The 25,531-nt window shown below is 38.2% G+C and carries 31 protein-coding genes and 1 pseudogene; 3 read left to right on the forward strand and 29 right to left on the reverse strand.

Annotated elements, in window-relative coordinates:
* Positions 1-31: 31 nt before the first annotated feature.
* The 3 genes from AC787_RS11610 to AC787_RS11620 form a co-directional block, all read right to left on the reverse strand.
* The gene (locus tag AC787_RS11610; RefSeq protein ID WP_054024931.1) at positions 32-529 is read right to left on the reverse strand and encodes a hypothetical protein; all 498 of its coding nucleotides are present in this window, start codon (positions 527-529) and stop codon (positions 32-34) included.
* 147 nt (positions 530-676) lie between these two features.
* Positions 677-1,519, reverse strand: coding sequence for a tyrosine-type recombinase/integrase (locus tag AC787_RS11615; RefSeq protein WP_054024932.1), 843 nt, complete (start codon positions 1,517-1,519; stop codon positions 677-679).
* Positions 1,520-1,866: 347 nt separating this feature from the next.
* Entirely contained in the window at positions 1,867-2,535 is a 669-nt protein-coding gene (locus AC787_RS11620; protein WP_054024933.1) for a DNA alkylation repair protein, read from the reverse strand.
* A gap of 400 nt (positions 2,536-2,935) precedes the next feature.
* On the opposite strand from AC787_RS11620, the gene AC787_RS11625 reads away from it, so the two are divergent.
* Positions 2,936-3,259, forward strand: coding sequence for a PepSY domain-containing protein (locus AC787_RS11625; RefSeq protein WP_054024934.1), 324 nt, complete (start codon positions 2,936-2,938; stop codon positions 3,257-3,259).
* Positions 3,260-3,432: 173 nt separating this feature from the next.
* Here the strand turns inward: AC787_RS11625 and AC787_RS11630 are convergent, their stop codons facing one another.
* From AC787_RS11630 to AC787_RS11705, 16 genes are all read right to left on the reverse strand, one after another.
* A complete protein-coding gene (locus AC787_RS11630) occupies positions 3,433-3,756 on the reverse strand; it encodes a hypothetical protein (protein ID WP_161807529.1) in 324 nt (107 codons plus the stop codon).
* Between the two features lie 296 nt (positions 3,757-4,052).
* Positions 4,053-4,400, reverse strand: coding sequence for a hypothetical protein (locus tag AC787_RS11635; protein ID WP_054024936.1), 348 nt, complete (start codon positions 4,398-4,400; stop codon positions 4,053-4,055).
* A gap of 191 nt (positions 4,401-4,591) precedes the next feature.
* Positions 4,592-4,978 (reverse strand): hypothetical protein, encoded by a 387-nt coding sequence (locus AC787_RS11640; RefSeq protein ID WP_018759791.1) that lies wholly within the window; start codon positions 4,976-4,978, stop codon positions 4,592-4,594.
* Positions 4,979-5,136: 158 nt separating this feature from the next.
* Positions 5,137-5,685, reverse strand: a complete 549-nt coding sequence (locus AC787_RS11645) for a DUF3221 domain-containing protein (RefSeq protein ID WP_054024937.1) — start codon at positions 5,683-5,685, stop codon at positions 5,137-5,139.
* Between the two features lie 150 nt (positions 5,686-5,835).
* Positions 5,836-6,396, reverse strand: coding sequence for a nucleotidyltransferase domain-containing protein (locus tag AC787_RS11650; RefSeq protein ID WP_414730981.1), 561 nt, complete (start codon positions 6,394-6,396; stop codon positions 5,836-5,838).
* A 177-nt stretch (positions 6,397-6,573) separates the two neighbouring features.
* Positions 6,574-6,945, reverse strand: a complete 372-nt coding sequence (locus tag AC787_RS11655) for a hypothetical protein (RefSeq protein ID WP_054024939.1) — start codon at positions 6,943-6,945, stop codon at positions 6,574-6,576.
* Positions 6,946-7,065: 120 nt separating this feature from the next.
* Positions 7,066-7,395 carry a hypothetical protein gene (locus tag AC787_RS11660; RefSeq protein WP_054024940.1) on the reverse strand — a complete coding sequence of 110 codons (330 nt, stop codon included), beginning with the start codon at positions 7,393-7,395 and terminating at the stop codon, positions 7,066-7,068.
* 170 nt (positions 7,396-7,565) lie between these two features.
* Positions 7,566-8,621, reverse strand: coding sequence for a histidine phosphatase family protein (locus AC787_RS32925; RefSeq protein WP_063847511.1), 1,056 nt, complete (start codon positions 8,619-8,621; stop codon positions 7,566-7,568).
* Between the two features lie 222 nt (positions 8,622-8,843).
* Positions 8,844-9,152 carry a hypothetical protein gene (locus tag AC787_RS11670; protein ID WP_054024941.1) on the reverse strand — a complete coding sequence of 103 codons (309 nt, stop codon included), beginning with the start codon at positions 9,150-9,152 and terminating at the stop codon, positions 8,844-8,846.
* Between the two features lie 160 nt (positions 9,153-9,312).
* Positions 9,313-9,585, reverse strand: a complete 273-nt coding sequence (locus AC787_RS11675) for a hypothetical protein (protein ID WP_054024942.1) — start codon at positions 9,583-9,585, stop codon at positions 9,313-9,315.
* A gap of 145 nt (positions 9,586-9,730) precedes the next feature.
* Positions 9,731-10,663: an acetamidase/formamidase family protein gene (locus AC787_RS11680; RefSeq protein WP_054024943.1), complete on the reverse strand. Its 933-nt coding sequence runs from the start codon at positions 10,661-10,663 to the stop codon at positions 9,731-9,733.
* Positions 10,664-10,856: 193 nt separating this feature from the next.
* Positions 10,857-11,393 (reverse strand): GNAT family N-acetyltransferase, encoded by a 537-nt coding sequence (locus tag AC787_RS11685; protein ID WP_054024944.1) that lies wholly within the window; start codon positions 11,391-11,393, stop codon positions 10,857-10,859.
* A gap of 141 nt (positions 11,394-11,534) precedes the next feature.
* Positions 11,535-12,050, reverse strand: coding sequence for a DNA topology modulation protein (locus tag AC787_RS11690; protein ID WP_054024945.1), 516 nt, complete (start codon positions 12,048-12,050; stop codon positions 11,535-11,537).
* A 162-nt stretch (positions 12,051-12,212) separates the two neighbouring features.
* Positions 12,213-12,803: a DUF3885 domain-containing protein gene (locus AC787_RS11695; RefSeq protein ID WP_054024946.1), complete on the reverse strand. Its 591-nt coding sequence runs from the start codon at positions 12,801-12,803 to the stop codon at positions 12,213-12,215.
* 202 nt (positions 12,804-13,005) lie between these two features.
* A complete protein-coding gene (locus AC787_RS11700; protein ID WP_054024947.1) occupies positions 13,006-13,518 on the reverse strand; it encodes a hypothetical protein in 513 nt (170 codons plus the stop codon).
* Between the two features lie 221 nt (positions 13,519-13,739).
* Entirely contained in the window at positions 13,740-14,198 is a 459-nt protein-coding gene (locus AC787_RS11705) for a DUF3600 domain-containing protein (protein WP_054024948.1), read from the reverse strand.
* A 205-nt stretch (positions 14,199-14,403) separates the two neighbouring features.
* Here AC787_RS11705 and AC787_RS11710 point away from each other — a divergent pair, with 205 nt between their 5' ends.
* Positions 14,404-14,916 carry a VanZ family protein gene (locus AC787_RS11710; protein WP_054024949.1) on the forward strand — a complete coding sequence of 171 codons (513 nt, stop codon included), beginning with the start codon at positions 14,404-14,406 and terminating at the stop codon, positions 14,914-14,916.
* Between the two features lie 375 nt (positions 14,917-15,291).
* On the opposite strand, the gene AC787_RS11715 is transcribed toward AC787_RS11710, so the two are convergent.
* From AC787_RS11715 to AC787_RS11735, 5 genes and pseudogenes are all read right to left on the reverse strand, one after another.
* Positions 15,292-15,990, reverse strand: coding sequence for a hypothetical protein (locus tag AC787_RS11715; protein WP_054024950.1), 699 nt, complete (start codon positions 15,988-15,990; stop codon positions 15,292-15,294).
* A gap of 327 nt (positions 15,991-16,317) precedes the next feature.
* Positions 16,318-17,301: a copper amine oxidase N-terminal domain-containing protein gene (locus tag AC787_RS11720; protein ID WP_054024951.1), complete on the reverse strand. Its 984-nt coding sequence runs from the start codon at positions 17,299-17,301 to the stop codon at positions 16,318-16,320.
* 212 nt (positions 17,302-17,513) lie between these two features.
* Positions 17,514-17,975 (reverse strand): NUDIX hydrolase, encoded by a 462-nt coding sequence (locus tag AC787_RS11725; protein ID WP_054024952.1) that lies wholly within the window; start codon positions 17,973-17,975, stop codon positions 17,514-17,516.
* A 311-nt stretch (positions 17,976-18,286) separates the two neighbouring features.
* A pseudogene (locus tag AC787_RS11730) lies at positions 18,287-19,108 on the reverse strand (Tn3 family transposase); the annotation flags it as partial.
* Positions 19,109-19,187: 79 nt separating this feature from the next.
* Positions 19,188-20,099 carry a helix-turn-helix transcriptional regulator gene (locus tag AC787_RS11735; RefSeq protein WP_054024954.1) on the reverse strand — a complete coding sequence of 304 codons (912 nt, stop codon included), beginning with the start codon at positions 20,097-20,099 and terminating at the stop codon, positions 19,188-19,190.
* 100 nt (positions 20,100-20,199) lie between these two features.
* Between AC787_RS11735 and AC787_RS11740 the strand changes: the two genes are divergently transcribed.
* Positions 20,200-21,144, forward strand: a complete 945-nt coding sequence (locus AC787_RS11740; protein ID WP_054024955.1) for an alpha/beta fold hydrolase — start codon at positions 20,200-20,202, stop codon at positions 21,142-21,144.
* 512 nt (positions 21,145-21,656) lie between these two features.
* On the opposite strand, the gene AC787_RS11745 is transcribed toward AC787_RS11740, so the two are convergent.
* From AC787_RS11745 to AC787_RS11770, 5 genes are all read right to left on the reverse strand, one after another.
* A complete protein-coding gene (locus AC787_RS11745; protein WP_054024956.1) occupies positions 21,657-23,141 on the reverse strand; it encodes an amidase family protein in 1,485 nt (494 codons plus the stop codon).
* 187 nt (positions 23,142-23,328) lie between these two features.
* Positions 23,329-23,766 (reverse strand): hypothetical protein, encoded by a 438-nt coding sequence (locus AC787_RS11750; RefSeq protein ID WP_054024957.1) that lies wholly within the window; start codon positions 23,764-23,766, stop codon positions 23,329-23,331.
* A gap of 446 nt (positions 23,767-24,212) precedes the next feature.
* Positions 24,213-24,458 (reverse strand): hypothetical protein, encoded by a 246-nt coding sequence (locus AC787_RS11755; protein WP_054024958.1) that lies wholly within the window; start codon positions 24,456-24,458, stop codon positions 24,213-24,215.
* Between the two features lie 463 nt (positions 24,459-24,921).
* Positions 24,922-25,176 carry a hypothetical protein gene (locus AC787_RS11765; protein ID WP_054024960.1) on the reverse strand — a complete coding sequence of 85 codons (255 nt, stop codon included), beginning with the start codon at positions 25,174-25,176 and terminating at the stop codon, positions 24,922-24,924.
* Positions 25,177-25,249: 73 nt separating this feature from the next.
* Positions 25,250-25,483, reverse strand: a complete 234-nt coding sequence (locus AC787_RS11770; RefSeq protein ID WP_082360718.1) for a helix-turn-helix domain-containing protein — start codon at positions 25,481-25,483, stop codon at positions 25,250-25,252.
* Between the last annotated feature and the right edge of the window lie 48 nt (positions 25,484-25,531).

A 25,531-nucleotide genomic window follows, 5' to 3' on the forward strand; every position in this document is an offset into this window, starting at 1 on the left:
CCAAAGAACGATTCAACCGATGCGTGTGTACCTATATATTCGCTTTACGCGTTATATATTGTGCTAATAATGGAGTTGTCATTATTAATACTACTCCAGTGGTTATGTAGATTAGCGGGGTTCTTATTTCAATGTTAATATATAGATAGTTATCAATGTAATTATCTATTATATCGTCTCCAAGATCTCCTAATAGGAAGATGAATCCTGTACTAATCAAATCACAAATTCCAATTATCAAAAAAATAAAACCAATGAACACAATAATCAAATATGTGATATTCCAGAATACATTTTCATTCTGTTTAATAAAAATAGTTAATAGTTTCTTTCGAGAAAATAATAAATAAACACCTATTAGCATATAAGCGAATGGACCAATATATTGATCTAAAATCATGAATTTTGACTCTTCCTCGAAAAAGTATGAAAAAAAAATATTCGCAACTTTAATAAACGAAAAGATAACTAATATTAGTCCTAATAAACTTAACCCGACAGAAACAACTTTCCTATTTATAAACTCCATGACTCTACCTCCATAATCCATAAAAATAATTGCATTCTTTCAGTTAGCGTCTTATTTGCAAACTTTGTTAACATCCCGTTATTTGAGGTATTCGCGAAGTGAATTAAACTATCCTGCCCTTTAGTTGAATCATATGCTGCTAGCACACTAAAAAAATCGGCGATAAAGTTCTCTTCTACGCTCTCCGCGGAGCTGAGCATAAATTTGTGTGGTCGATGATTTTTCATGTCCCAGCATGCCTTGAATAAAATCTAACGGTGCCCCGTTATCCAGCAGCTGGCATGCATAAGTATGACGAAAACGATGAGGATAGACGTTTGCCTCGATCGCTCCGCGAGCTGCAAGCCGCTTTATTGTCCACCTGAGCGTTGGAATTRCCATGCGTTTAACAGGATTAGTATCCGTTAYAAATAAGGCTTTACACGAATCCTCACGATTTTCCAAATACTTCTTCAGCCATACTTTACACTCAGTGGTAAAGTAAACTTCTCTCTGTTTTGATCCCTTCCCATTTACTATAGCAGAGCAGTTCTCCCAGTTTAGATCCTCAACGTTTATCTTCTCGACCTCTCCAATACGACAACCTGTGCTATAGAGAAACTCGAGTAGCGCCTTTTCCCTTGATGTCTGACAGGATATCTTCAAATGGATCACATCTTCCTCCATCAAAAACTTAGGAATTCGCTTTTCCATCTTGGGCTCACGTAGTTTGAGTGAAGGGTTGGTAGGTAGATATGTTTCTTCATATGCAAAACGAAAGAGGGAACGAACAAAACGAATGCGGTGTCCTAGACTGCTTGGCTTCAATCTATCGGACTGCTTAGCTAGGTATTCCTTAAGCAGAATCAAAGTTATTTCAGAGATATCTAAATCCCCGAGTTCCGTAACCAGCATCTTGAGCTGCAGGGCATAGGCTTTCAATGTATTTGGACTAAACCCTTGGATTCGCTTATCCGTTTCATATTGACGCCATAGTTCGCTTAATATCATAATAAAACCTCCTATTAGAGCAATTAATACTAGTTTGCTTCTAATAGAAGGTTTTAGACTTATTTATTCAATTAGCGTTACCCGATTGTTGAACATCACATTAGTCTTTTGAATAGTATTATTGTACTGCGCAGCTGGAAAGTGTTCTTCTTAAAGATAAGTGCCCCTACAGATCAAAAAGAGATAGTGAGCTAATCATTTTCATCTTCCTTGCATATTTCACTAACTAGCTGCCATAACGCGTTGTTTTCTTTATTTTTCGGTCCAAGCCTATTACAATTTTCATAATTAAGGATTTGAATTCCTTTATTTTTTACATTAATCCTTAATAAATTTTTCAAAGGTAACTAATTATTTTGTCGTTTGTTAACTTCAATCGTAATGAACTCCGGTAAATAGCTGGGAGTACATCCTTTTSCTACTATTTCCTCTTTGTAAAGACCCGCTTTCTCACCAAGTTTAATACAACGTGCACGATTCTTTTCATCATAAACGCCTATCCAACCTGCGGTGAAATTCATAGCCCATTGAACTTCCGGTTCTTCCTGCGTAATATTAGCTTCTAATGTAGATAGTAAGTCTGCGGTGTTATCAGGCGGTGTTTGTCCAGTCCATCTCAATCGCGCTTGATAATACCAGAAAGCTCGCCTTTGAAGAGCAGAAGGGCTAGTTCCCCATGACTCCATCAATGCAATTGTCTTCTTGTCTTTGGTGAGCTGATTAGCCATTAACCAATCCATTAAGTTATTTCGCTCATCAAAAGTGTGAGTCTGCATATCCTTATCAAGCTTATTTAGCACTTCTTGTGAAAGAAGTTTTTTATCCATAATTAAGATTGCTAATAGTCTGGGCAAAAACTCTTCGGTTGACCAAAGTTCCATAGCTAGTTCGTGATCTTTTTTAATTTCCTTTGCTATTTTTCGTAAGTCGCCTAGCTTAGTTTTACTATTGATCTGAGGTAGAATGTTTTCTGTTTTTGAAGAACGTTTTATTTCTGTACCTATATTTTCATTCATTTTATACAACTCCTTTATTAAAGCACTGTTTCATAATATGTCCTTGATGGGATATATCAAGAACTTAATTTCGTTATAAGTCTTATTAYAGTGGTGTGCCTCCAAAGTTTACCATTTTAATATTCTAACATTATTAAAGCTTTCTCCAACTGCCGCCAGTCTAATACTATTTTTTCTCTGGATAGCGACAGCCAAGGACGAGAAAATAGAATCCTAGACTGTCGCTGTTCCATTGAACTAACGTGTCCCGTTAGCTTAATGAACATGGAGCAGTTTGCCGCTGATATTCTTGATCTATCGATTAACTGAGAAATGAATACTGAATATGTCTCTAAAGAAACCATTGTAAGGGTATCGCATATGATTAATAAAATAATCATTTAATCTTGGAGGTTCCTATATGAAGGGACGAGTTTTTTTACTTATTGGAACATGTCTTTTAATCTATATGATTGCTTTGTTCAAATTTAACCAGACGTCTATACCGAGCCAGGAAGCAATTCAAATTGCTAAAAAAGCAACTCCAATATCTGATGGATATCGCATAAGTCAGATAGGTGTTAGAATCAGTTGGTCATTTACTTTTCTCAATGATCCCGTTTACAATTTTAATGTTTTTACAGTTAAATATGAGCCAGGGTTTCAAGTACGGGAATATAAAATAAAAGTTAATGCGGAAACCAAAGACGTTATTGAAATCAAGGAAATTGTTCCAAGGAGCTGAACAAAGGGCCGCCTGCGGCCGCTCTTTTGGTATTCAACTATCGTTACCCGTTAGCGTAATGCCATCGTAAGCAACATTGATAGCAAATGATTTCGTTAAAGTATGTCGATTCAGATTTACTTAGAGACCGAAACCTTGAAAGTCATGAAAGCCAATCAAGGAATCTTCTTTCACTAACTTAAATCTAAATCCGAAAAATCATACTCGATATCATCTTCTTCATACTTATACTCACTGTTTCCAATAATTTCACTTTCCACAACATTCCAGACTTCCCTTAGACGTTCTTCACTAACTCCATATTTGTCCAATAAAATCACTAGGGCTTCATAATAATGCTTTAGATAAGGAATTACTTGTTCAGTAGAGCTGACAATAGCCTCATAAGGTAACCATAATCCCCAGTTAATAATTTTGTATTTTCTACTAACAGAGGGTCCTTTCACCTCTACATTTAATGTTGCTTTATTTGTAGAAACCATCAGATTAATATCCATATCTTGCTCTTTAAGATTTATTTGTAAATCGTCCACAATGGTTTCATTTAATATCTCCCTTATCTTTAAGTCAACCTTATGACTAATTGAAAAATAACTATTTACCTCGTTATATAAACTACTTGTTAAAAATTCAATATCAATCAGCTCCTATTTTATTATTTTAACATTTTTCTTTATTCCACTAAACTGCCCGTTAGCTTAATAAAGAAATGGAGTAGCTGCCGTAGCAAACTGCCCCTAATTTGTTCAACTAACGTTACCCGTTAGTTCAATAACCACACAATACATTAAGTTCAAATTCCGAAATGTATCATATATTTCTGTTTTTCTTTTGCTTGTAAAATTTTTGATGCTAGTTCATTAAGCCCAACTGATTTCTTAAAGTGCTCTAAAGACGTGACAACATCATAAAACAATGACAATGACTCAGGTGGAATAATTGTAATTCCCCAATAGGCTAAACCAAATTCAGGGCGATTAAAAGAATGAAAGTAGGTTTTCATGATAGATAAATGTTTATTTACACWAGTTATACTCTCATCATCAACAGAAATACAGTTATATTTGAGTGGTTCATAATCATTGTAATCTTTCAGTTTGTCTAAATCATCAAGTATCCCAAATTCATGGGCACAAGGCATACTCTCCCCCCATAATGAATCATTTTGATTATATAGATAGATAGATAAGGAGCTGAAGTTTATTGAACTATCGTTACCCGTTAGTTTAGTGGCTTTACAACTCCGGAATCATATTTTAAAAGGGTTTCAGTTTGTTTTTGTTCAGTAAGGTGAACTAAGATTACTCCCAAACGCTTCGTTTACATTATGAGTTATTTAGTGGAAAGATCGTCAATCGCTTGAACAGCAAGTTCCAACGCTTTAATTCTTCTTTCTAAAAGCGTTCTTTGGGGACTACCTGCCTTTGACTTAGTATAACTGTTTTCAATTGATGGAAATAAACCAGTAATCACATTGCGAGCTTCTGCTAAATCTTCCTGGGTGTAATGATGGGGTCTTTGATTCCAAACGTGTTCTAGCATGGCTAAGCCGATGTAAACAGCTTTGAGTCGTTTCTTTACTAGGGTAGTATTTGCACCATTTTGAGTCATCTGGGACAAGGCATTCTCAAGTTTACTGATTGTCGATTGTAATGATTTTGTAGATTCCAATTTATCTAACTCTGTAATTTGATTAATTACAATATCGTCTTTGTTCACCGCTACGAATCCTCCTCTAACCCCACTTTTTTAGATCGTAAAAATTATACCACATATTGGAATTATCCTGCCCGTTAGCTTAATAAAATGAGCAGGCTACCGCAGCGCCTGCTCATCGTTATGTACTATTCAACTAACGTTTCCCGTTAGCTTAACGATTATCTATCAGGTACTTGTATAGTACGCTCTTCTAATGAGCCATCTGTAATCATTGCACTTTTGTATCTTAGAGTCCATACCGCTGATTTTTCATCATAATTCACTTCTTTGACAACAAGGATGTTAACATTTGAAATGTCTTTATTTGTAAGTGCTTTACGTATTATTTCGTCAGGAGAAAGTATTGCTTTTTCAGGTTTTTTTATTTCGGCAATCGTGACCTTCGCCGCCTTTCCCTGACCAGGGTAAGAAGTAGCCAATTCACCCTCAAACCATACATGAACGATTTCTCCTACTTTTACATCTGAAGGGATGTTTGAAACCCATACTGCGTCGTAAAACTCTTTCCTTGTTTGGTTTATTTCTTTACTGATGGAACTAACTACTAATGCTCTTTGATTTTCAATCTTCGTAACATAGCCAATAAATTCAGGTGAACTGGATTTATTAGTTTCGGATAAAGAGGGTTGCTGTGATTCAATTTTGGCGTTACAAGCACTAAGAAAAAGTAATGTAAACAAAAGGAATAACATAAAAACCTGTTTCATTTGGCAACCTCCTTGCTTTTTTACACAATCGACGTTGTAATCATTTGATATGTTGCTAGTGGTTAGCACTATCCTACCAGTTAGCTTAACAAAGAAAGAGAGCAACTGCCGCAGCGAATTGCTCCTTGTTTGTTCAACTAACGTTCCCCGTTAGCTTAGTGACTCAATCCAAGGATGCTCGGTATATACGAGCTTAAGTGATGTTTGCAGCCAAGCTTTTTGTTCACCATCCAGGTAATTAACAATATTCTTAAAGTCCTTTTCGTCTTTTGGTTCTGGGTTCTTTGATTTGAATAGCAATGTAATTTCTGGACTTAAGTATGGGATTCCGTTAGCTGTAATTAATATCGTTTTTTGCATCTCTCGTTGTATCCGAGAATCCCTGCGATATATCCACCAATCATTGTCGGATTCATTTAAGAGGATCTCAATCTTCTCAGTAACTTTTTCTGCGTAGGTTTCATGGATAGGTAGTTCTAATATTTCATTTTCAGACCACGTTATTATTTTTCCGCCTTGGACCTTCTTATAATCCCAACCAGTCAGATATTCTCGTATAGCTAATTGATGGTCTCTTAAAATAGCTATTTCAATGTCAGAGTGATCTCGTGTTACTTTACCTAGATAGAGATCGATCGACCATCCTCCAGCAATAGCCCAAGGCATACGAAATTTATTCATTATTTTGTTTACTTCAATACATTTTTCGATTAGAGCTCACCTCGCAGTCTCATTTCCAGTTTATTTCTTCAACATTGTGCCAGTATCCTGCCCGTTAGCTTAATAAAATGAGCAGGTCACTGCAGAGCCTAAATGAACTAACGTTCCCCGTTAGTTCAATGAAATGGCAGCCCATACGCGTGTACGGGCTGCCGATTTTTGAATTAGCTATAGATTATAGTGTTTCATAATTGCTTTCTTTCTTTCATCAAGACTCCTATTGTCCTGAAGGTACGATAATTTATACTCAAGAAAAACGTTTTTTTGCACATCAGTCAGTTCTTCATACTTCACCCCGTGCAAAGTGAATTTTCCACCGATAAAATCATGAATTGATGTATACAGGTGATAACTATTAACATCAACAATGGTATATTCATCTTTCCACGTAAATCCTCCGACAATAAATCCTTTAAATATCTCATCAATGACCACCTCCTGTTTCTCAACAGTCCATGGTCCATATCCAGTTGGGACATTCAGAACTGGAGTTAATTTAATGGGGAGTTCTAAAAGCTCCTTTATTGTGATGTTTCCCATAATAACCTTCCACCTCGATCAATATTAAATAACACCTTGGGCTATATCTTGTTGCGTTGAACTAATGTTTCCCGTTAGTTCAATACAAAATGCCTCTGGCGAACACCCTTTTAGTTACATTCAAACTTTGGCTATTAGGCTGTAAATATACTCTGCAACTTCTTTCCTATCTGAAGGATTATCAACTGCATAACTAACAAAACCGTAATCCTCATCTAAAACAAGAATATAACCTTTATCCTTATATTTGTACTTATAATGAATACTCCAAATCATTGGGAATTCACCAATAAACTGAATACATGGTTCAAGTTCAAATAATCCTTGAATGAAATGTAATTCAGTATATCGAGGATGCTCTTTATAAATTGAATCTGGAATATATTCTCGCAGTTTATAACTAAATTCAAAAATACGTTCTTTCTCTGTGTCATAAACAATTTCTATCATTTTTACACCAACTTTGGTTGTCTGATAATATGTTATGCGACCACGCTTGCTACTTTCGTAGATTCACCATCTTTAAGGAATTCGGCGATGTGATTAAGCTATCCTGCCCGTTAGCGTAACGAAGGGCCACCCGACTTGTAGCCCTCATGGTATTGAACTATCGTTTCCCGTTAGCTTAATAAAAACCCACAGTGTTTTTCAATGTACGATGCGGTTTCATGATGAGTTAATTTATTTAAAAGGCTGCCTGACTCAACAAGCATTATTTCATCTATCTCATGACCACAGGGCTTCAAGTCATCGGGTTTGCCGATAAACTCAACAAGAAACATGGTTGTTTCCTGGCGTTTAAAACCTATTTTTTTCTTAATCTCTTCTTTAAAATTGAACGTTATTTTCTCGGAAAGTTCTTGTTTTATTATGTATTTATCAGTTCCAGTTTCCTCTAACAACTCACGTAAAACAGCATCTTCTAAACTTAAATCCCCTTCTTCACACCCTCCTTTTGGGAAATCCCATACTCCAGAATCCTTCCCAAAAGTATTCAATACTCTATGAACTAAGATAACCTTATTCCCTTGATAGGCAATAGCTCCGACTGCTTTTCGAACGGTTTGATAATGCGAAATATCTCCATACAGTTCAATGTTATATTCGGATTCATCAATGGTGACCTTGTTCAATGCGGTAGGATGGATAATTGGCGGAGTCCATAACTTTTCAAGAGTTTCACCTCTAAAATGAGCCATGATAACTTTAAGTGCAATTGCATGAGTAACTATTAGAATACTGCTTCCCTTATGTTTTGATACAATCTCTTTTATTGCTGCAATAATTCTATCTTGTAATTTAGTAAAGGATTCTCCATCATTTTTGGGCTCATACAAATGTGGTGTATTCCAAAATGTGTTATGCTCGTCAAGACAGGTATTCTCAATATCAATTCGTTTCTGACCTTCCCAAGTACCCAAATTGATTTCCATCAAATTATCACATGCAATAATATCAAATTCTTGTTTATCACGTATTATTTCAGCAGTATGAAAAGCTCTTTTACTTGTGCTGGAGTAAATTGCATCAAAATGGATATCCATTAGTGATGACCTTAACCATCTTGCTTGCTGTTTACCTAATAAAGTTAATGGAGAATCCATATGACCTTGTAGTTTTCCCTCAACATTCCATTCCGTTTCTCCGTGTCGAGTTAAAAATAATGTTGTTTTCACCTTACAATCCCTCTTCCAAAAACCCCATTACTGGAGAAGATTTCACCATTTGAAGTGTTCGAGAAAGTGTACTGAAATTCCTTTAGAAAACTACCTCTCATTAAAGAATTCTGCCCGTTAGCGTAATGAAGCAGCCGATCATTGTGGTCGGCTGCTTCCGTGTTTTTATTGAACTATCGTGTCCCGTTAGTTCAACGAACTATTGATTTTTTAATCGTTAATTTATATGAAGAATACTTTAAGTAACTTAGTATTTAATTTATCAAATTCCTTCAACAGATCTTCAGAGTTATTAGAATATTTACTTTGTATATAAAACCTGCTACAGGTATAAAAAAGTGCACCTACCAATTCTTTAGAAACCAATCCTTCATTAACAATTGAATCTTTATAATCATCCAGAGATATATGTAAAAGTTTAATTAAGTCCCGATCAATAATTGCATTCCCATTTTCTCCTTGATTTCCCTTTAGCTTCACAACCAGATATTTACATATTTCTTTCAACCTTTTTTCCAAATCAATCTCCATACCCTTCCCTCCTTGAAATATGAATAATAGCATTCATGCCTGTAATGGTTCCAATCCTAAATATACCACATATTGGAACTATCCTGCCCGTTAGCTTAATAATAAATGGAGCAGCTGCCGCGGCAAACTGCTCCATTTTCCGTTCAACTATCGTTTCCCATTAGCGTAACAATTCGTCTGAGCTTACTTTTTCAAATAATTCGCTATAATGAGTTATTCCAAAGTCCCTTTCAAGACCAGCTATTTTTCCCCAGAACTCATCCTCGTTAAATCCTACAAAGTCCTCCATAATGAACAAGGCAAGATTATGAAAAGCATGTGCTACTCGAAATACGTGATTAAAGTTATCAATATTGAATTCACCACTGTTTTTGATATCTAATAACGCTTGATAATTAAGGGCTAAATAGGCTTTTCTTCTGTTTCCTTCCAACGTTATTCACTCATTTCAACATAATTTTTGAATATTCAATATATTCAAGGTGATGGTCTCAATACCTTTCTACACCGTGAGTCCTTTAAGGTAATCTGCCCGTTAGCTTAATAAAATGAGCTCTCTTTTCTGAGCAAGGTAAAGTTTATCTTATGGATCCATGTGTGTGCACCGCATGAACGCCACGGACTCCATTTACTATTTGTGTAATGCGCAAATCAACAACTAAACTTGAAAGAGCCAACGCTTCTTTACGATCAAATTCATAAAGATCACACATTAAATCCAACATGCCATCTAAAGCAATTATTGATGCCTCATCCAAGTCTTCATGGAATCCCATGGTTATCCACGAAGTCGGTGTTTTTGCTCGAGGCATTTTAATACTTATGTCTTCACGAATTCTGAACTCAAGATTAACAGCATCCATTGGGCACTCTAATGCAGGACAGCCAACCTCACCGTCCCCCTGTACGGCGTGTCCGTCACCAACTGAAAATAACCCACCTGACACTGGAATTGGTAAGAATAATGTGCTTCCGGCGATCAGTTCTTTACAGTCAATGTTACCACCACAAAAACGTGGTGGAAAAGTTGAGTGAATATCAGGTTCATTAGGTGGCATACCCATTACACCCATAAAAGGACGGAGGGTAATTTTATGTCCATTATCACTTGTACCAATCATCAAATCACTATCAAGATTCCAATTAAGATGGTACTCTTCTCCATCAGCAAGACCTAGCCTTTTATTTAAAGGATGAGGGAAACCCCCAGCACTATTCCATCCCCACGAACCCAGGTGTATTTCATTAATTTTTATTTCAAGCGTCATCCCTGGTTCTGCCCCTCGTATGAAGATTGGACCACACAAGGCATGCCCCCCGTCTCTTGAACTTTCCCTTGGCTCAAATCGTTTCCTTATACCTGGGGCGGAAAATGGCTCCATCCCCCAACCAGCATCTAGAGTTCTAAAACAAATCGAATCTCCTGAATTTATCGTTAATACAGGTTCAAAATCTCTTGAAAAGGAGCCGTGAAGTGTCGATCTCTCAGGCTGAATTGAGTAGTGTGCCATTATATCCCTCCAATATAGTAATCGCTTACAAGAATATTATAGTTGAAGAAAATGGAAGTGAATTAATATACTTTTGTCTTTTTAATGACATGTAATTACGCTATCCTGCCAGTTAGCTTAATGAAATGAGCAGGCATCCGCTGCGCCTGCTCATCCATGTGTTATTCAACTATCGTTCCTCGTTAGTTCAATCTTAAATGGCATCTGATTTGACTAACCCATAATGAACTAGGTCTTCATAAATGCCAGATTTTAAAACTTGTTTAGGGAAATTGTCTTCAGACTTCATCCCTAGTTTATGCATAACCTTGTAAGATGCTGGATTTTTCGTCATCGCAGCAGCCAATATACGATTTAAGTTTAACCCTTCAAAACCAAATTTAACTATCGTTTGGGCAGCTTCTGTGGCATATCCTCGCCCCCAAAAAGGACGACCAACCCAGTATGCTAATTCAGCCTGTTTTTCACTCTTTGAAACACGTAAACTTACACATCCAATAAGCATCTTATTTTCCTTTTTGACCATTGCAAAAGAATAGATTTCCCCTTTTTGATATGCGTTTCGAGTGCGTTCAATCCATGCTTCAGCCGCACCATCAGGATATGGGTGAGGAATTGAGAGAGTTGTACGTGCAACTTCTTCGTTTCCAGCTAAGGTTTGAACCATGTTTGCATCCGAGGCTTCAAATAATCTGAGAATTAAGCGATTTGTTTCAAATCTTGGCTCCATGCATTAACCCCTCTCATAAATAAAAGTTCTCTATATTGAGGTATTCGTCGGAGTTATTAAGCTATCCTGCCAGTTAGCTCAACGCGGCTGCCGTTACATGCCGGCAGCTGCGTTCTGGTGATTGTTAAGATATAGTACCCGTTACTTCAACAATTCCACGTTTTCTAAAAATTCTCGAACGTCTTTCGGAGACTTTAAAATGATTATTTTCTTTTCATTTGATAACCTTCGAAGTTTTTCTGAGATCTTTGGTTTTTGTTTTTCTGGGTATTCCCAGACCCATTTCAGAAATTCCAGACTGACCCTTTCTTCACAACCTTCAGCCATATCCGTTCTCTTCTTGTTGCGGTACTGGAATCTTCTCTTCAACACGCGGATAATGCAGATCCATCTTGACAGATCAACAAATATGATTGTATCAGCCGCATGTAACCTAATGTCTAAAGTGCCTCCATAATTACCATCGATAATCCAACTGTCATGACTTATGAGCTCCTCCTGAACAACTTTTTGCTCGTTTTTGGGCGTGCTAATCCAACCCGGTTTCCAAAAGATTGCATCCAGATGATGAACTTCAATCGATAATATTCCGCCCAGCTTGCTAGCCAAAGTTGATTTGCCTGAACCTCCAGAACCTATAAGTACAATTTTTTTCATATTGACCCCCGTATATGTATCTAATAAACTGATTTTCACTTAATTATAAGATAGTCATAGTTATCACGCTAACCTGCCCGTTAGCTTAACAGGCCGCCGATCGTACCGGCAGCCTGATGTTGTTGTGCTAACGTTCCCCATTAGAGTAGAAATGATGTTAACTTATGATTTGAAAATGGAGTCGATGCTCGCTCTATCGTAATCTAAAATCCAGTGATTATAATTAAAGTAAAGATTCTGGAGAGGCCCCTTTGAGTTTGAAACTATATCTAAGCCTCTGCTGTCATAAAAATAAAAGATTGTATCACGCGTTATATTTACGAAGAAGATTCTATAACGCGAGAAGAGAAACATTGCGGCCTTAATATCTGATGCCTTGCAACCCAATACATAACGGTAAGATACCCATCCATCATCCTCTTCATCAGAAAACGCAATGCTATTACAGTTAAGTTTTTTTAAAGTTTTCTTGTTCTTTACGCCGTTTTTAAAGACTTTTATATTGTAAGGTTTTCTTTTTCTTTGAAAGTCCAGGAATAAAACAATAAATAATTCATCACTATCGCTATGTGCTTTTTTAAATAGATGGGTAGAACGAGAGTGAACTTGTTCTCGGTATTTCTCATCAGAAACCAATGGATCCGGGTCTCCAATTTCAAATCGAATGCCAATATCTGCGTTATAAAATAGAGGAGATTCCAATTTCAGTCCTAGGAACTTTTCATTAAGATAACGATCAAGTGATGCTGTCACTCATATCCCCCTTGCTTTACTCAAAATTCTCAATCACTTTACCATCATGAGCCACTAAAGCATTATACTAACCTGCCCGTTAGCTTAACAAAGAAAGGGAGCAGTCAGCAAACTGCTCCTTGTTTCGTTTAACTATCGTTACCCGTTAGCTTAATGAAGTAGCTATTTGGAATGCTGAAACTATACGGTAGTCAACTGAATATCAAAATAACTCAACGTAATAACCGCAGCGTTCCTCATCTCTTTCAATACATTCCAATAATTCTTTTAGACTTTTTTTAGGTTTACCCAATTCTTGATTTAATGCGCCCACTACATCTTCCCAAGACAACTCCTCTTTTAAATAATATAAAACATCAACTTTACAGTCAGCAGGTAAATAGATAGCAGGCCCAAAGCCTTTTGCAAAACGTCTCAAATCTTGGCGTAGCCGATTTTGCAAGCGTTCATCTTCTAAGAGTGTGTACCATCCTATTAAAATGTCGAACTCAAAAAAATGCTTCCCTAATATAATGTTAAAACCATGTATAGTTTGAAATTCAAGTTGACCATGAATATTAATGCGTTCTGCAAATTCATTATCTTTTTTGCAGTAAGTCCAATTCCAAACTTCTTCATCATTTTGTGTATCAAGCATAATCTCAGTGAGCTTTTTGCAAGCAAGTATCAGATCAGATCCTTGATTTTGAAAAATAGCTGTAAAAGTTGCTCCCATATATATTGATTCGTCCCCCCTCAACCTGACATGCAAGAACTCATTTTACTGATATTACCATATAATAAAGGGAAGAGAAATCACAGAATGCTACCACGCTAAACTGCCCGTTAGCTTAACTCCTAGCAGTACATCTGTACAATAATCCTTATTTTTTTAAGATATAAAAAGGAGCTGTCGCAGCAGCTCCTTCTTCGTTTGTATAGAGTCCTTGGTACCCGTTAGCTTAGATCCTTATTAAGTTTATCGAAATAAGGCTGCATATCCTTAAGCAATTGTTTATACTCAAGGCCAAGTTCATTGCTAAGATTATTAGGATCCACATTTCCATTGTCACCGTATTCCACAACAATTGAGGTCATACGCTTCATTAATTTCTCAAGCTTGGGGTAATCATCACCTAGTTCCTTTTCCCAACCAGCAAACTTTGCACTCAGGTTCAGATACTCTGTTTCAGTCACATAGTTTTTTACTGTTTCGAATGATCCGTATATTCGATCCACATGAAGACTCGCTGACACCGCAACTGCCCCGTTTGATACCGCCCTCACTTCTCCAGCGTTAATTGTGGTCTTCTCTTTGTAGACTTGATTCGGACTATCTGATGAAGAATACACTCCCCATGCAAGTAATCCAACTGTAAGTATCAAGAGACTGTAGGTTATATATTTCTTTCCCATTTGCTGCACCTCTAATTCTAAAATAAAGATATAATTCTCTATATACATATACTACCATATATGGTTCAATTGGAAAGTACTAATGTAAAGACTTCGTTCTAAAGAATAGCTACAGGAACTGTAATGTCAGGTTTCTGTAGCTATTTCATAAGCTTTAAACTGCTAGTTATAAATAATCGTGGGCAATATGTTTGGGGGTGCTACATTGCGAATAACTTTGAAAAAAAACACTTTGGTTGGTCTTTTTATATTATACTTAGCGTTATTGTTCAATTTTATAACATTAAAGTTCTTTGGTAGTTTTGACGGTATAGAGAAAAGAATTCACTACGTTAAGATCAATAGGGCGGACGGTTATTGGAATTTTAATATTGAACCTTTCAAAACAATTTATTTATCTTTCCGTAATTATCGACTGTTTTCAGATGAAATGGCAATAGTAATTATGGCATTGAATATATTTGCTTTTGTTCCTATGGGATTATTGATAGCACTTCTAACTAGTAAGTCATCTTTCTTTAAGACAGTGTTTATAGCATTAGTAATAATTATCTTGATTGAAGGCATTCAATTTGTAACTTGCTTAGGTATTGCGGATATTGATGATGTATTTTTAAATGTTTTTGGTTCTATATTAGGTCATTTAATGTATATAGTGGTTTCTAAATATCAACTAATAAAAACTCATAATAAATCATATGTGGAAACCGCCAAATAAGCGGTTTTTTGTTTTGTTAGTGAATTATTTAATGAGATGATTTTTAATATAATTTAGAAATCATTACCACATAAGGAGAAAGTCACAATGAAAGAAGCTTCAATAAAACATATGCATGAATTAAGAGAAAAGTCTTTAGCAAAAGCATGCATGGTGCACTTAAAAGTGACACATCCAACATGAGTTGGTGTGGTGTGTATCTTTCTGTTCTATGATTGTAGCTCCTCGCTGCCATTGCTCCATCACGAATTCGGTGTGAGCAAAAAATAAAGTATTAGACTGTCCCCAGGTAGCCGTGGACGAGAAAATAAAGTCCTAAACTGCCATTGTTTTATTGAGCTAACGTGTCCCGTTAGCTTAACAACTAATACTGAATTACTTATCACTTATATTGGTTATATTGCGATAGTAATTGTCAATTAGCAGAAACGGCTCATTTTCTTCTTTTGCTTTAATTTTAAATCCATAGACAATATCCTTGCTAGCATCAGGCTGTTCTAATCCATTTATTTTGATGTTACTTACAGAGAGTTCTGTATTAACTAGAATTATCTTATTAATTTCTAATTTACTTACCTCTCCATCATAATTACTTTCTTGTTTTTTCATATGAATAAGTGGTTCCATCCATTCAATAGTATAATTAACGTTCCCTTTATTTTTAATCTTGAAGTCATAAGATTTTCCGTTTAGTTTTGTCCCATTGAGCTCCAAATCCATGCCTGCTTGCGTCAGACCCTTTATGACTGAAACAATAGATCCATCTTTCTTACTAATAAAATAAGCGGCGGCAGGTGCATTTTTTATTAGTGGATTATAAATTGCGTCAATATCAACCTGCCACACCTTAATGTCTTTATTTTCTTTCGAAGAAAAAAAGTATCTCTCACTTGTTTTTGTGTTAAAGCGATTCCAAATTTCCGCATTTATATAACCATCTTTTTTTGCTTGTAAAAGGGCTATTTTCTCAGCTATTTCTAATGAAATAGGCGTAATTCTATTATTGTATATGATGAACATACTCACGAATAACATTGTAAATAAGATGCCAAAGACATAATAGGATCTTTTCATAATTCCTCCTTAGACCTTAGTAGCAAAAGAAATACTCCTTGCTTCACTCTAGTATGTTAACGAAATATATTCCACTTGTTTTTGAATTATCCTGCCCGTTAGCTTAATGAAATGAGCAGGCCATCGCTGCGCCTGCTCATCCATGTGTTATTCAACTATCGTGTCCCGTTAGCTCAATAAAGTTCTATTAATCATCCATTTATCATTTCCCATTATTCTATCAATTATATGATTTGCCCCCCAAACTGCAGTTGTTTCTAAACTGAGGATCAGGCGCTACATTCTTTTAAAAAATGGGATGAGCCGCGTCTTCTTTAGTTTTCCATTTCATAACGCTAAAGAATAACTTTGTGGTATAGTTACGAATTCATTTCGAACCTCATTCGGGAGCACGCTTGAAATCGTACCAAATGAATCTCCGTCCTCTTTTTTGTAACCAGTCTCTGTATACTTTCCATCAACATCGATGCGTCCTGATCGCCAGACCGAATTCCCGTACATTTCATAGTAGTTATAGAGAAAAGACTTTTTAATTTTTGGTGTTGGTCCTGTGCGGTCCTTAAGATTATCCGCAAATAATTGTTCAATGGCATTGCCTTCTACTTGTTCAACGTGAGCCTGCCAAGTGACCACGAAAAAATCAGCCTTATACTCAAAAAAAGTTATGGTTTCATTGTTTTCGATCAAGAAAAATCGCAGCGCCTCTCCTTCAGGAAACAGATATGCTACGCTTGAAGCAGGTTGAATCGTTTTCAAAGGCGGGTGCTCATAATTGCGTAAACCGTATGCACTCGTATTAGCGCTTAAGATGGATCTGCTTCTCGACAAGTCACCCGATAATATCTGAGCGAAGAAATTCTCATTGTACATACCTGCATACGGCGAATGGATCGAGACGGTATTGTTTTTGTAGTCCACCTTGTAGTCGAGCTGCTGTGAAATGAACCGCAAAGGTACATATACGCGACTATTGATGATTCTCACTGTAACATCCAATGAAACGCCGCCACTCAGCTCACTAGCGGCACTATTCTCAATCCATGCTGTCTTTTTTCCGACAGTCAGCGAAGCTTTCTTTGACCACTTGGAAACGATAGCAGTTTTCTGTTGTTGATTCCACTCGACTGACGCGCCGAGCGATTCTGAGACGGTACGAAGCGGAACCAGCACCCTGCCTTGAACGATAACAGGTGCACTGTCTGTTTGCACCTGCTTGTTCTTTACCTTAATACTGATATTTTCGGCCGCAAGAGCAGACGAACTAAAACAAATCATGCCAATAACGGCGCACGAGGCAATAAGCTTTTTCATTTAGTTCAACTTCCTTTTTTCTTGTAATCAATACAACATTGATTGTCGCAAACTTTTGCAATTTCAACCATGGTAATTATTGAAAGCCAATGCAACTAAACTGCCCGTTAGCTTAATAAAGAATGGGAACAGCTGCAGCAGCAAACTGCCCCTTATTTGTTCAACTATCGTTACCCGTTAGTTTAATGATCCTTTTCACCATTCTAATCATTCTATTTAACAAAAGGTGGCTTTTCACCAGACAATAAATCCTCAAAGAAAAGCATGTGGTCGGGATAGAGATTATTCGGTAGCGAATGAGTCGAGAAAAATTTAGTTTCTAACGATTCGTCGGAAGTATGTAATTCACCTTCAAAATCATTACAAGTAAAAATGATTTGGACTAATGAAGTTTGATCTCCATTTCCGAAAACCTTTTCAATATTTGAATACATGCCGAACAACTCCATCTTGCCAAGTCGTATTCCAGTTTCCTCGTAGACTTCTCTTCGTGCAGTATCTTCAATCTTCTCACCAAGTTCCATGAAACCACCTGGAAGTCCCCAATAACCATTGTCTGAACGACGATGTAATAGTACTTGATAATTTTCATTAAAGACAATAGCCCCTGCTACCACCATAATTACTTTAGTATTACCAACTAATCGCCGTAAACCTTGAATGTAATCTGCCATAGTGTCACCTCTCAATTCATAGAATAAGTGACCTTATTATATTCTTTTAATAACTGGTTATAAATGGAGGATTGTGTTTCTAATATGGAATTTTGTTATTAAGCATAACTGCCCGTTAGCTTAATGCCCAGCAGTACATCTGTACCAAATACCCTATTTTGTGAGCATGTTACCTCGTAGATACCAAAACGCACTAAACGGGGTCCCGTCAACATTTTAACGAAAATATACGCTAAGCCTTAGTATGTGACCGGCTTAGCGTTTTTTCTTACTCTAAGCCCAATAGTCCGGGCATAGCCCGGACCAACCGGTCATTCAACTTCCTGTTGTTTCAACGGGCGTAATGAATTAAGAGACGTATTCTGCCTGAAATTGAATTTGTATTCGCCTAAGAAATTGATGTGCTCCCATCCGAGCGGAGAAATGTGGTTTAGTAGTTCTTCCTGAAGCTTTCCTTGTTTTTTGTGGTGTTCTGTCGCTTGCTGGAGATAGACGGTATTCCAAACGCTAATTGCATTGATGATAATGTTCAGCGCACTTGCCCGTTGAAGCTGGTCTTGTAGCGCACGTTCTCGCAGCTCGCCGTGTTTGCCGAAGAAGATCGCTCTGGCCAACGCATTCATGGCTTCCCCTTTATTCAACCCCCGATGGATTTTTCGCCGCAGCGCCTCGCTAGAAAGATAATCCAAGATGAAGATCGTTTTCTCGATACGCCCCATCTCTCGCAGCGCGGTAGCCAAACTGTTTTGTCTTGCATAGGAACCGATTTTACCCATAATGAGTGATGCTGAAACGGTGCCTTCCCGGATGGAGTGAGCCAGCCGGAGAACATCGTCGTAGTTTTCCTGAATGATCTTTTTATTAATCTGCCCGCGAAGCAGCTTCTCCAATTTAGGAAAATCGGAAGGTTTCCCGATAGCGTAGAGCTTGGAATCAGCCAAGTCGCGTAAGCGCGGCGCAAAGCGAAATCCGAGCAAATGCGTTAAACCAAAGACTTGATCAGTGTAACCGGCTGTATCCGTATAATGCTCCTCGATGGCCAAGTCCGTTTCATGGTGGAGCAAACCGTCGATGACGTGTACGGCATCCCCATCCCGAGCGTTCGTATTGATGACTTTCGTGTAGAACGTGGAAGGAAGCGGAATCTAAGAAGTAGCGCGTAAAGAGCCAACTTATGTGGAATCGGTCATATATGCCGAGATGAGACCTTTATCAGGAATAGTTCTCCATCATTTGATATAAATAATTTCGAAAGTCTTCAACATAAGTTTTGGGCTCTACAACTTTTAGATGAGTGCCGAAGCTTGCTAAAAATTGAAATCCCATATGATTTTGTGGGACATAAATAGTTGCTAATAAAAGTCCAGAACGATGGTCTTCAATACTTCTTCGACCATACCTTTCGATGATTTGATCTTTTATGCTAGGCGATATCCATGCCTTAATCGTGACGAATTGCGGTAGATAACTTGCTTCGTGTCCTTGCTCTGACCAATCGTCTCTAGGATGAAACGGGTGTTCATCCATAGTAATATGATCGATCCGAGATAACTTGAATGTTCGATATCCCTGTTGATGTAAACAGAATCCTTTCAAGTACCAACTCGATTCGCTAAAATGCAGCTCATAGGGCTCGACCATTCTATTCGTTACAGCCCCGTTCTTATCTGTATAATCAATCGAAACCAGCCTCTTTTTTGAAATGGATTCTTGACATGTCTTTAAGGTTTCAAGAATCTCGGACCGACCTTCCCAATCATAAAACGACAGTTGAATGGAACGATTTAGAGACAATGGACTAACCATTGCCTCTATTTTTTTTATTGTTCTTTCAACTTCTTCAGTACGGAGGATTTGTTCCAATCCGCCGAGCGCAGTTAATATATTCTGTAAATCGGAGCTGCTTAAAAGGCGTTTATCAACCTTGTATTCATCCATTATGCCGTAGCCCCCTTTGACCCCATGGACAGAGTAGATCGGGATGTTCGATAAGCTCAATGTTTCCATATCGCGAAGGATCGTTCTTTTGGAGACATTGAATAGTTGGGAGAATTCCGTTGTAGAAACAACCTCTTTTTTCAGCAATATCATGATAATCGAAATGAGTCTCTCCACTTTGTCCATAATTGCCCTCTTTTTTTTACATGATTTCAGAACGGTGACACTTAGATGTCACCTTTTATCCATTATACTACAAGTATCACAAGAAGGAGGTTTTAATTCAATGTTTAATCCAACCGATTTTCCCAAGCCCACCCTTATTTCAGCCAACGGTGTGGAACTCGAAGTGTTTGAAGCAGGCCGAGAAAACGCAGGAAAACCTATTGTACTCTGCCACGGCTGGCCAGAGCATGCCTTTTCTTGGCGCCATCAGATGGACGCACTTGCCGCAGCGGGCTACCATGTCATCGTCCCCAACCAGCGGGGTTACGGCAACTCATCCCGTCCGACCGAAGTAACAGACTATGACATTGAACACTTGTCGGGTGATCTCATCGCGCTTCTCGATCACTATGGATACGAGGACGCTACCTTTGTCGGTCATGACTGGGGTGCATTCGTCGTTTGGGGACTGACCTTGTTGCATCCAAACCGCGTCAATAAAGTGATAAATCTGAGCTTGCCTTACCAAGAGCGCGGAGAAAAACCCTGGATCGAGTTCATGGAAGAAATACTTGGCGGCGATTTCTATTTCGTCCACTTCAATCGACAGCCAGGCGTCGCGGACGCCGTATTCGAAGACAATACATACAGGTTCCTTCGCAACCTATACCGGAAGAACGAGCCTCTCAGAGCACCTGAGCCAGGTATGGCGTTGATCAATCTCGCCAGGGCAGAAACACCGCTCGGTGAGCCCGTAATGAGCGAAAGCGAGCTGGCCGTTTACGTCTCCGCTTTTGAAACAGCAGGGTTCACGGGCAGCATAAATTGGTACAGGAACCTTGACCGCAACTGGCGCTTATTGGCGAAAGTGAACCCAATCATCCAGCAGCCGACCCTCATGATCTACGGCGACCGGGATGTGGTTGCGAAGTCTGAAAACCTGACAAAGTTCGTGCCCAATGTGGAAGTGGTCAATCTGGATTGCGGTCATTGGATCCAGGAAGAAAAGCCGGAAGAAACAAACCAAGCGATTTTGAGATGGCTGGAACAGCAGGATGCCACCTAGTCGGTTTTGATGTAGAGTCCCCACAACATTCACATGGATAAACGTTCTATGTAAAAGTACCTGGAGGATTCATAGTTGAAGTTCTGTGTTAATAGAACCCCAGTGTGTTACTATTCTCGCATATTATTCGAAACTACGAAGGGCACCCTAAAAATTCGCCGTTTGAGTGATACTGTGTACCGTATCATGAGTCATTACACAAACGGTAAACGTAAACGTTCGTTCAATATCCAACAAAGACTAGGCTGCCGATACATGTCGGCAGCCTATCGCCGTCTGTGATTATTGACGCAAACAACCAGGCGAATATAATCCAAACGTTCGCGGTTGGCAGTTTCACTGGTTTTACCACTTAGAGTAAAAAAACGCCAAGCCCCAGATACGACTGAGGGCTTAGCGTATATTTTCGTTAAAATGTTGGCGGGACCCCTAAACGACGATGGGTAAGTCAAATGCACTGACATGGTCAGTACATAGTTGTTAATTCAAATAGTGTCATTAGGAAACAGTAATTACATCAATTCGCCCAGATCTGGCGAACGACGGAAAAGTGTTGCTTGCTCAAAACTATAAGCGATGCTAATCAGCGTAGGCTCACTGAAAGCTCTCCCGGAAAAGACAACACCAAATGGACCTTGCGTCGAATAGCCATCCGCATCAATTGTTCCTTTTGCTGAATAACCGGCGGGCACCGTAATAAGGGGATACCCTAACCGGGCAGCAATGTACATGCCATCAATGTCGCCGGGTAACATTAATGCATCTAAGCCGTGTTGATCGAGTACATAGTCAATCCCTTGCGTTACAGCCGGATGATTATATTCTTGACGTTTAAGTTGATAGGTTGTCTCGTTTAGTGTATTTTGTTCCGAGCGAATCAGATTGTCTTGGCCAAACTTCAATGCGGAAGCAGCGTGTTTCTGATTATAAGCAATCAGTTCCTGAAGAGAATGCACGGGCAAATCTGAGTTCAACTTCGATAAATAGTGATTCAAGCCTGTTTTGAATTCGTAGCAGATAACATCATTATTCCATGGATGTTGTTCCAAATGGAGGTCTACAGGATCGATAACTGTTGCACCTTGCTCACGCAGAACATCGATGGAGGATTCAATGATGGAAAGTCTTTCTTCATCCAACGATCGATAGTAATGTCTGGGAATCCCAATACGAGCTTTACGCAGAAAGTCTCGGTCGAGATAAGATGTGTAGTCATGAAAAGTACGATTCGGGCTAGTCCATGTTGCCTTATCGTTTTCGTCAATCCCAACGATTGCCCCGAGTAGAGTCGCTGCATCAGTGACTGTCTTGGAAATTGGTCCTGGTGTATCCTGACTTATGGAGATCGGGATAATGCCGCTGCGGCTAGCAAGCCCTACAGTAGGCTTTATTCCGACGAGAAAATGTTGGCTGGCCGGCCCAATAATCGAACCCGCTGTTTCTGTTCCGATCGCTGCTACTGCCAGGTTTGCCGCTACGGCTGCAGCCGATCCAGAACTTGACCCGCTGACGAAGAGCTTGCCAGGTCCATATGGATTCAATACATATCCGCCTCTGGAACTGTATCCAGCTGGCATACGGTTGGACATAAAATTTGACCACTCGGTCATATTTGCCTTACCTAGAAGAACTGCGCCAGCAGCGCGGAGCTTTGCGGCTATGAACGAATCTTCAGAAGCAAACGACTCAGCTAATGCGATAGAACCAGCGCTCGTATGCATCCGGTCATGCGTATCGATATTATCCTTGAGCAGGATTGGAATTCCGTGCAGCGGCCCCCTACTACCTGTTGTATTTCGCTCAAGGTCAAGATTTCTTGCGATTTCAAGCGCATCTGGATTGATCTCTAAAACGGCATTGATTAAAGGATTATACTTATGAATGCGTTCGATATATGCAAGAACGAGAGCTTCGGATGTATATTCACCTGAAGTCATTGCCTTTTGCATGCTCACCAAATCGGCATCCAGAATCCAATCATGTAAGTTGATGCTCATTTATTAAAATACCCCCGGTATTGGTAAATTTTCGAATAACAGTATTATGGTAACATGCTGCATTACCAAGGGTATAGGGAAAGTTTGAGTATATATGAAAATGTTGAGCATCGCAGTAGAGCTTGTTATTTTCACTAACGTCAATATTGTAACTAAAGAAATCTGCCCGTTAGCTTAATAATGGTTATTAGAACTGATTTACAAAATCAGTACCATAAGCACTGGTGTGCTCCCATCCATATTCGTATTTAGTGTCCGTTCCAAGTGAAAAATGAATCCACGAAAGACCAGTAAATGATGGATTGCTGTGATATCCTTCAAAAGAAAGCAGAGTCTCAGATGGTTTCTCAAGATCATTAGATATTACAGGACTGTAAACAGTCCAGGCAGACCCTAGCTTATTTATTAACTGAAGTGTTTGAAACACAGCTTCTTCCATTGTCATATCATCTTTTAATTTACTTAGAAACGTTACTCCTAATAGTGAAGGCTCTCTCTTAGATCGTTCAAATTGTTTCGATACAATTGGTTGACCAGTTTTCAACTCAATTTGATTAATTAGTCGAATAGCTTTTTCTTCATTTTTAACTACAAAAAAAGCATTCCAGATAATTTGAAATTTCATGATTACTCCTTTACTTCTCGTATATTTTCAAACAACCATTTCGTGTTAAAATTCACCATTCGATAGTATTATCCTGCCCGTTAGTTTAATAAAAAGAGCAGGCTATCGTAACGCCTGCTCCAAGGTGTGTTATTCAACTAACGTTCCCCGTTAGTTTAATAACTTATGGTCAATTTTCATCATCATTTAGCGTATTAAGTGTAATCTGATATCCATCTACACTTGTAACTTCTTCCACCTCGTAGTGTTATAGGCCTGTGATTTATCGTATCGTTCTTTAATTATGATTTCGGCAGATTCCCTTGTTGGTCGCTTTGGTCCTTTTGCCAAATCATATCATTCTCCCCCAGTTCATTAAGCTGCTTATTTAACTACATGCTCAGGCAACATCATACGGCTGCTTGACCACATTTTATTACTTTGTGGATCTAGATGATCTACCTTCTTCATAAATTCCAGCCTCGAGGCATTACTGGCTTAGCGGCTTCTCGGTTATATAGCACATTAAAAGCATTAGCCTTTATATCCCATAAAACAAATCCCTCTTTGACCAGTTTATTGATTGCAGCTTTTACCTGTTCCTCTGTCCGCTGAGCCCGTCGACTTATAATATCGACATCTATTTTAGAAGGATCGTTACGGTATACGTTCCACATGACCGTTAAAACCTTGCGTGCTGCATCATCAAGCATGCTGTTTAATCAACTCCACATCAATTATGCTTTCTACATTAAATACACGTGGCGCATTTGCACTTATACAAAAGGCTCTGACCTTTCCATTACGGACGGATAACACTTGAATTATTCGAATTGATATATTCCGTTTTCGGTCATTGTAGATAATTTGTACTGTCCGGCCGATATAGTTTTCGATCATGCCTTTTACCCCGATACGAATGTTCGTTCCCATTTTAACGCAAACAAGCGTTCTGTTTCAAGGTAAAAATAAAACTTCAGGTGTAGTTTTAAAATTAAATTTAATCAAATCACCTTGTATACCCATATTTTACGATAAATAAAAAAGAATCCATTTTGAAAAAAGATAGCTCAAAATGGATTCTTCTCCAGCAGATTTAAGTTTGGTTTTTATATAAAAGTTTGATCATTTTCTACACAGGTTGTTCCACAATCGCGCCCGTTCGTTGAATACAGCTTACAATACATCCTTATATTTTTTATTCAACTGATTAGAACCAATACCACCAAAACCAATCAATGCAAATGGTAAAAATGATACAGCCCTCATATTTTCTAAAATTGTAATATCAGCGCCTGCAAATTTATTCAGAGCTAATATAATTAATTTTGACAATAACAAGAATAACCCTATGACAACCATGCTATCAAAAAAAGCTTTCCACTTTGGGTACGCTAACTGCTTACTATCTCGAATTATATTCTTTTTCAATTCATCGTCACTCCTTAATGAAATCAAACTTTTTCACAAATTACCAAACATTATTTCTAAAGCTTCATCAGTATCACTCACCGGAGCTATCCTTCACATATTCAATTACATTATTCGGCTGCACATCGAAATGAGCACATATCTTCTCAATGACTTCAAGCGCAACATATTCATTCTTACCCATTTTCGCAAGCTGAGCTGTCCCAATTCCTAGCGCTTCTCTAAATTGAGTTTTAGATAAATCTTTTTCAAGTAATAAACGCCACAGCGGTTTATATGAAATGCCCACAGCCACATTTCCCTTCATCTATAATTAATTCTAATTATAAAAAAGAATATTTCAAAAAGCAAATAT

This window comes from Bacillus sp. FJAT-28004 (genome assembly GCF_001280845.1).
Lineage (GTDB): Bacteria > Bacillota > Bacilli > Paenibacillales > Paenibacillaceae > Pristimantibacillus.

Coding starts and splice junctions, on each gene's coding strand:
- AC787_RS11750 (WP_054024957.1), bottom strand. CDS start 23,766: ATGAAATTTCAAATTATCTGGAATGCTTTTTTTGTAGTTAAAAATGAA.
- AC787_RS11645 (WP_054024937.1), bottom strand. CDS start 5,685: ATGAAACAGGTTTTTATGTTATTCCTTTTGTTTACATTACTTTTTCTT.
- AC787_RS11720 (WP_054024951.1), bottom strand. CDS start 17,301: ATGAAAAAGCTTATTGCCTCGTGCGCCGTTATTGGCATGATTTGTTTT.
- AC787_RS11625 (WP_054024934.1), top strand. CDS start 2,936: ATGAAGGGACGAGTTTTTTTACTTATTGGAACATGTCTTTTAATCTAT.
- AC787_RS11745 (WP_054024956.1), bottom strand. CDS start 23,141: ATGAGCATCAACTTACATGATTGGATTCTGGATGCCGATTTGGTGAGC.
- AC787_RS11715 (WP_054024950.1), bottom strand. CDS start 15,990: ATGAAAAGATCCTATTATGTCTTTGGCATCTTATTTACAATGTTATTC.
- AC787_RS11725 (WP_054024952.1), bottom strand. CDS start 17,975: ATGGCAGATTACATTCAAGGTTTACGGCGATTAGTTGGTAATACTAAA.
- AC787_RS11735 (WP_054024954.1), bottom strand. CDS start 20,099: ATGGACAAAGTGGAGAGACTCATTTCGATTATCATGATATTGCTGAAA.
- AC787_RS11680 (WP_054024943.1), bottom strand. CDS start 10,663: ATGGCACACTACTCAATTCAGCCTGAGAGATCGACACTTCACGGCTCC.
- AC787_RS11740 (WP_054024955.1), top strand. CDS start 20,200: ATGTTTAATCCAACCGATTTTCCCAAGCCCACCCTTATTTCAGCCAAC.
- AC787_RS11660 (WP_054024940.1), bottom strand. CDS start 7,395: ATGATAGAAATTGTTTATGACACAGAGAAAGAACGTATTTTTGAATTT.
- AC787_RS11690 (WP_054024945.1), bottom strand. CDS start 12,050: ATGAAAAAAATTGTACTTATAGGTTCTGGAGGTTCAGGCAAATCAACT.
- AC787_RS11705 (WP_054024948.1), bottom strand. CDS start 14,198: ATGGGAAAGAAATATATAACCTACAGTCTCTTGATACTTACAGTTGGA.
- AC787_RS11755 (WP_054024958.1), bottom strand. CDS start 24,458: ATGCTTGATGATGCAGCACGCAAGGTTTTAACGGTCATGTGGAACGTA.
- AC787_RS11770 (WP_082360718.1), bottom strand. CDS start 25,483: ATGAAGGGAAATGTGGCTGTGGGCATTTCATATAAACCGCTGTGGCGT.
- AC787_RS11630 (WP_161807529.1), bottom strand. CDS start 3,756: ATGGATATTAATCTGATGGTTTCTACAAATAAAGCAACATTAAATGTA.
- AC787_RS11655 (WP_054024939.1), bottom strand. CDS start 6,945: ATGGGAAACATCACAATAAAGGAGCTTTTAGAACTCCCCATTAAATTA.
- AC787_RS11685 (WP_054024944.1), bottom strand. CDS start 11,393: ATGGAGCCAAGATTTGAAACAAATCGCTTAATTCTCAGATTATTTGAA.
- AC787_RS11700 (WP_054024947.1), bottom strand. CDS start 13,518: ATGGGAGCAACTTTTACAGCTATTTTTCAAAATCAAGGATCTGATCTG.
- AC787_RS11670 (WP_054024941.1), bottom strand. CDS start 9,152: ATGGAGATTGATTTGGAAAAAAGGTTGAAAGAAATATGTAAATATCTG.
- AC787_RS11610 (WP_054024931.1), bottom strand. CDS start 529: ATGGAGTTTATAAATAGGAAAGTTGTTTCTGTCGGGTTAAGTTTATTA.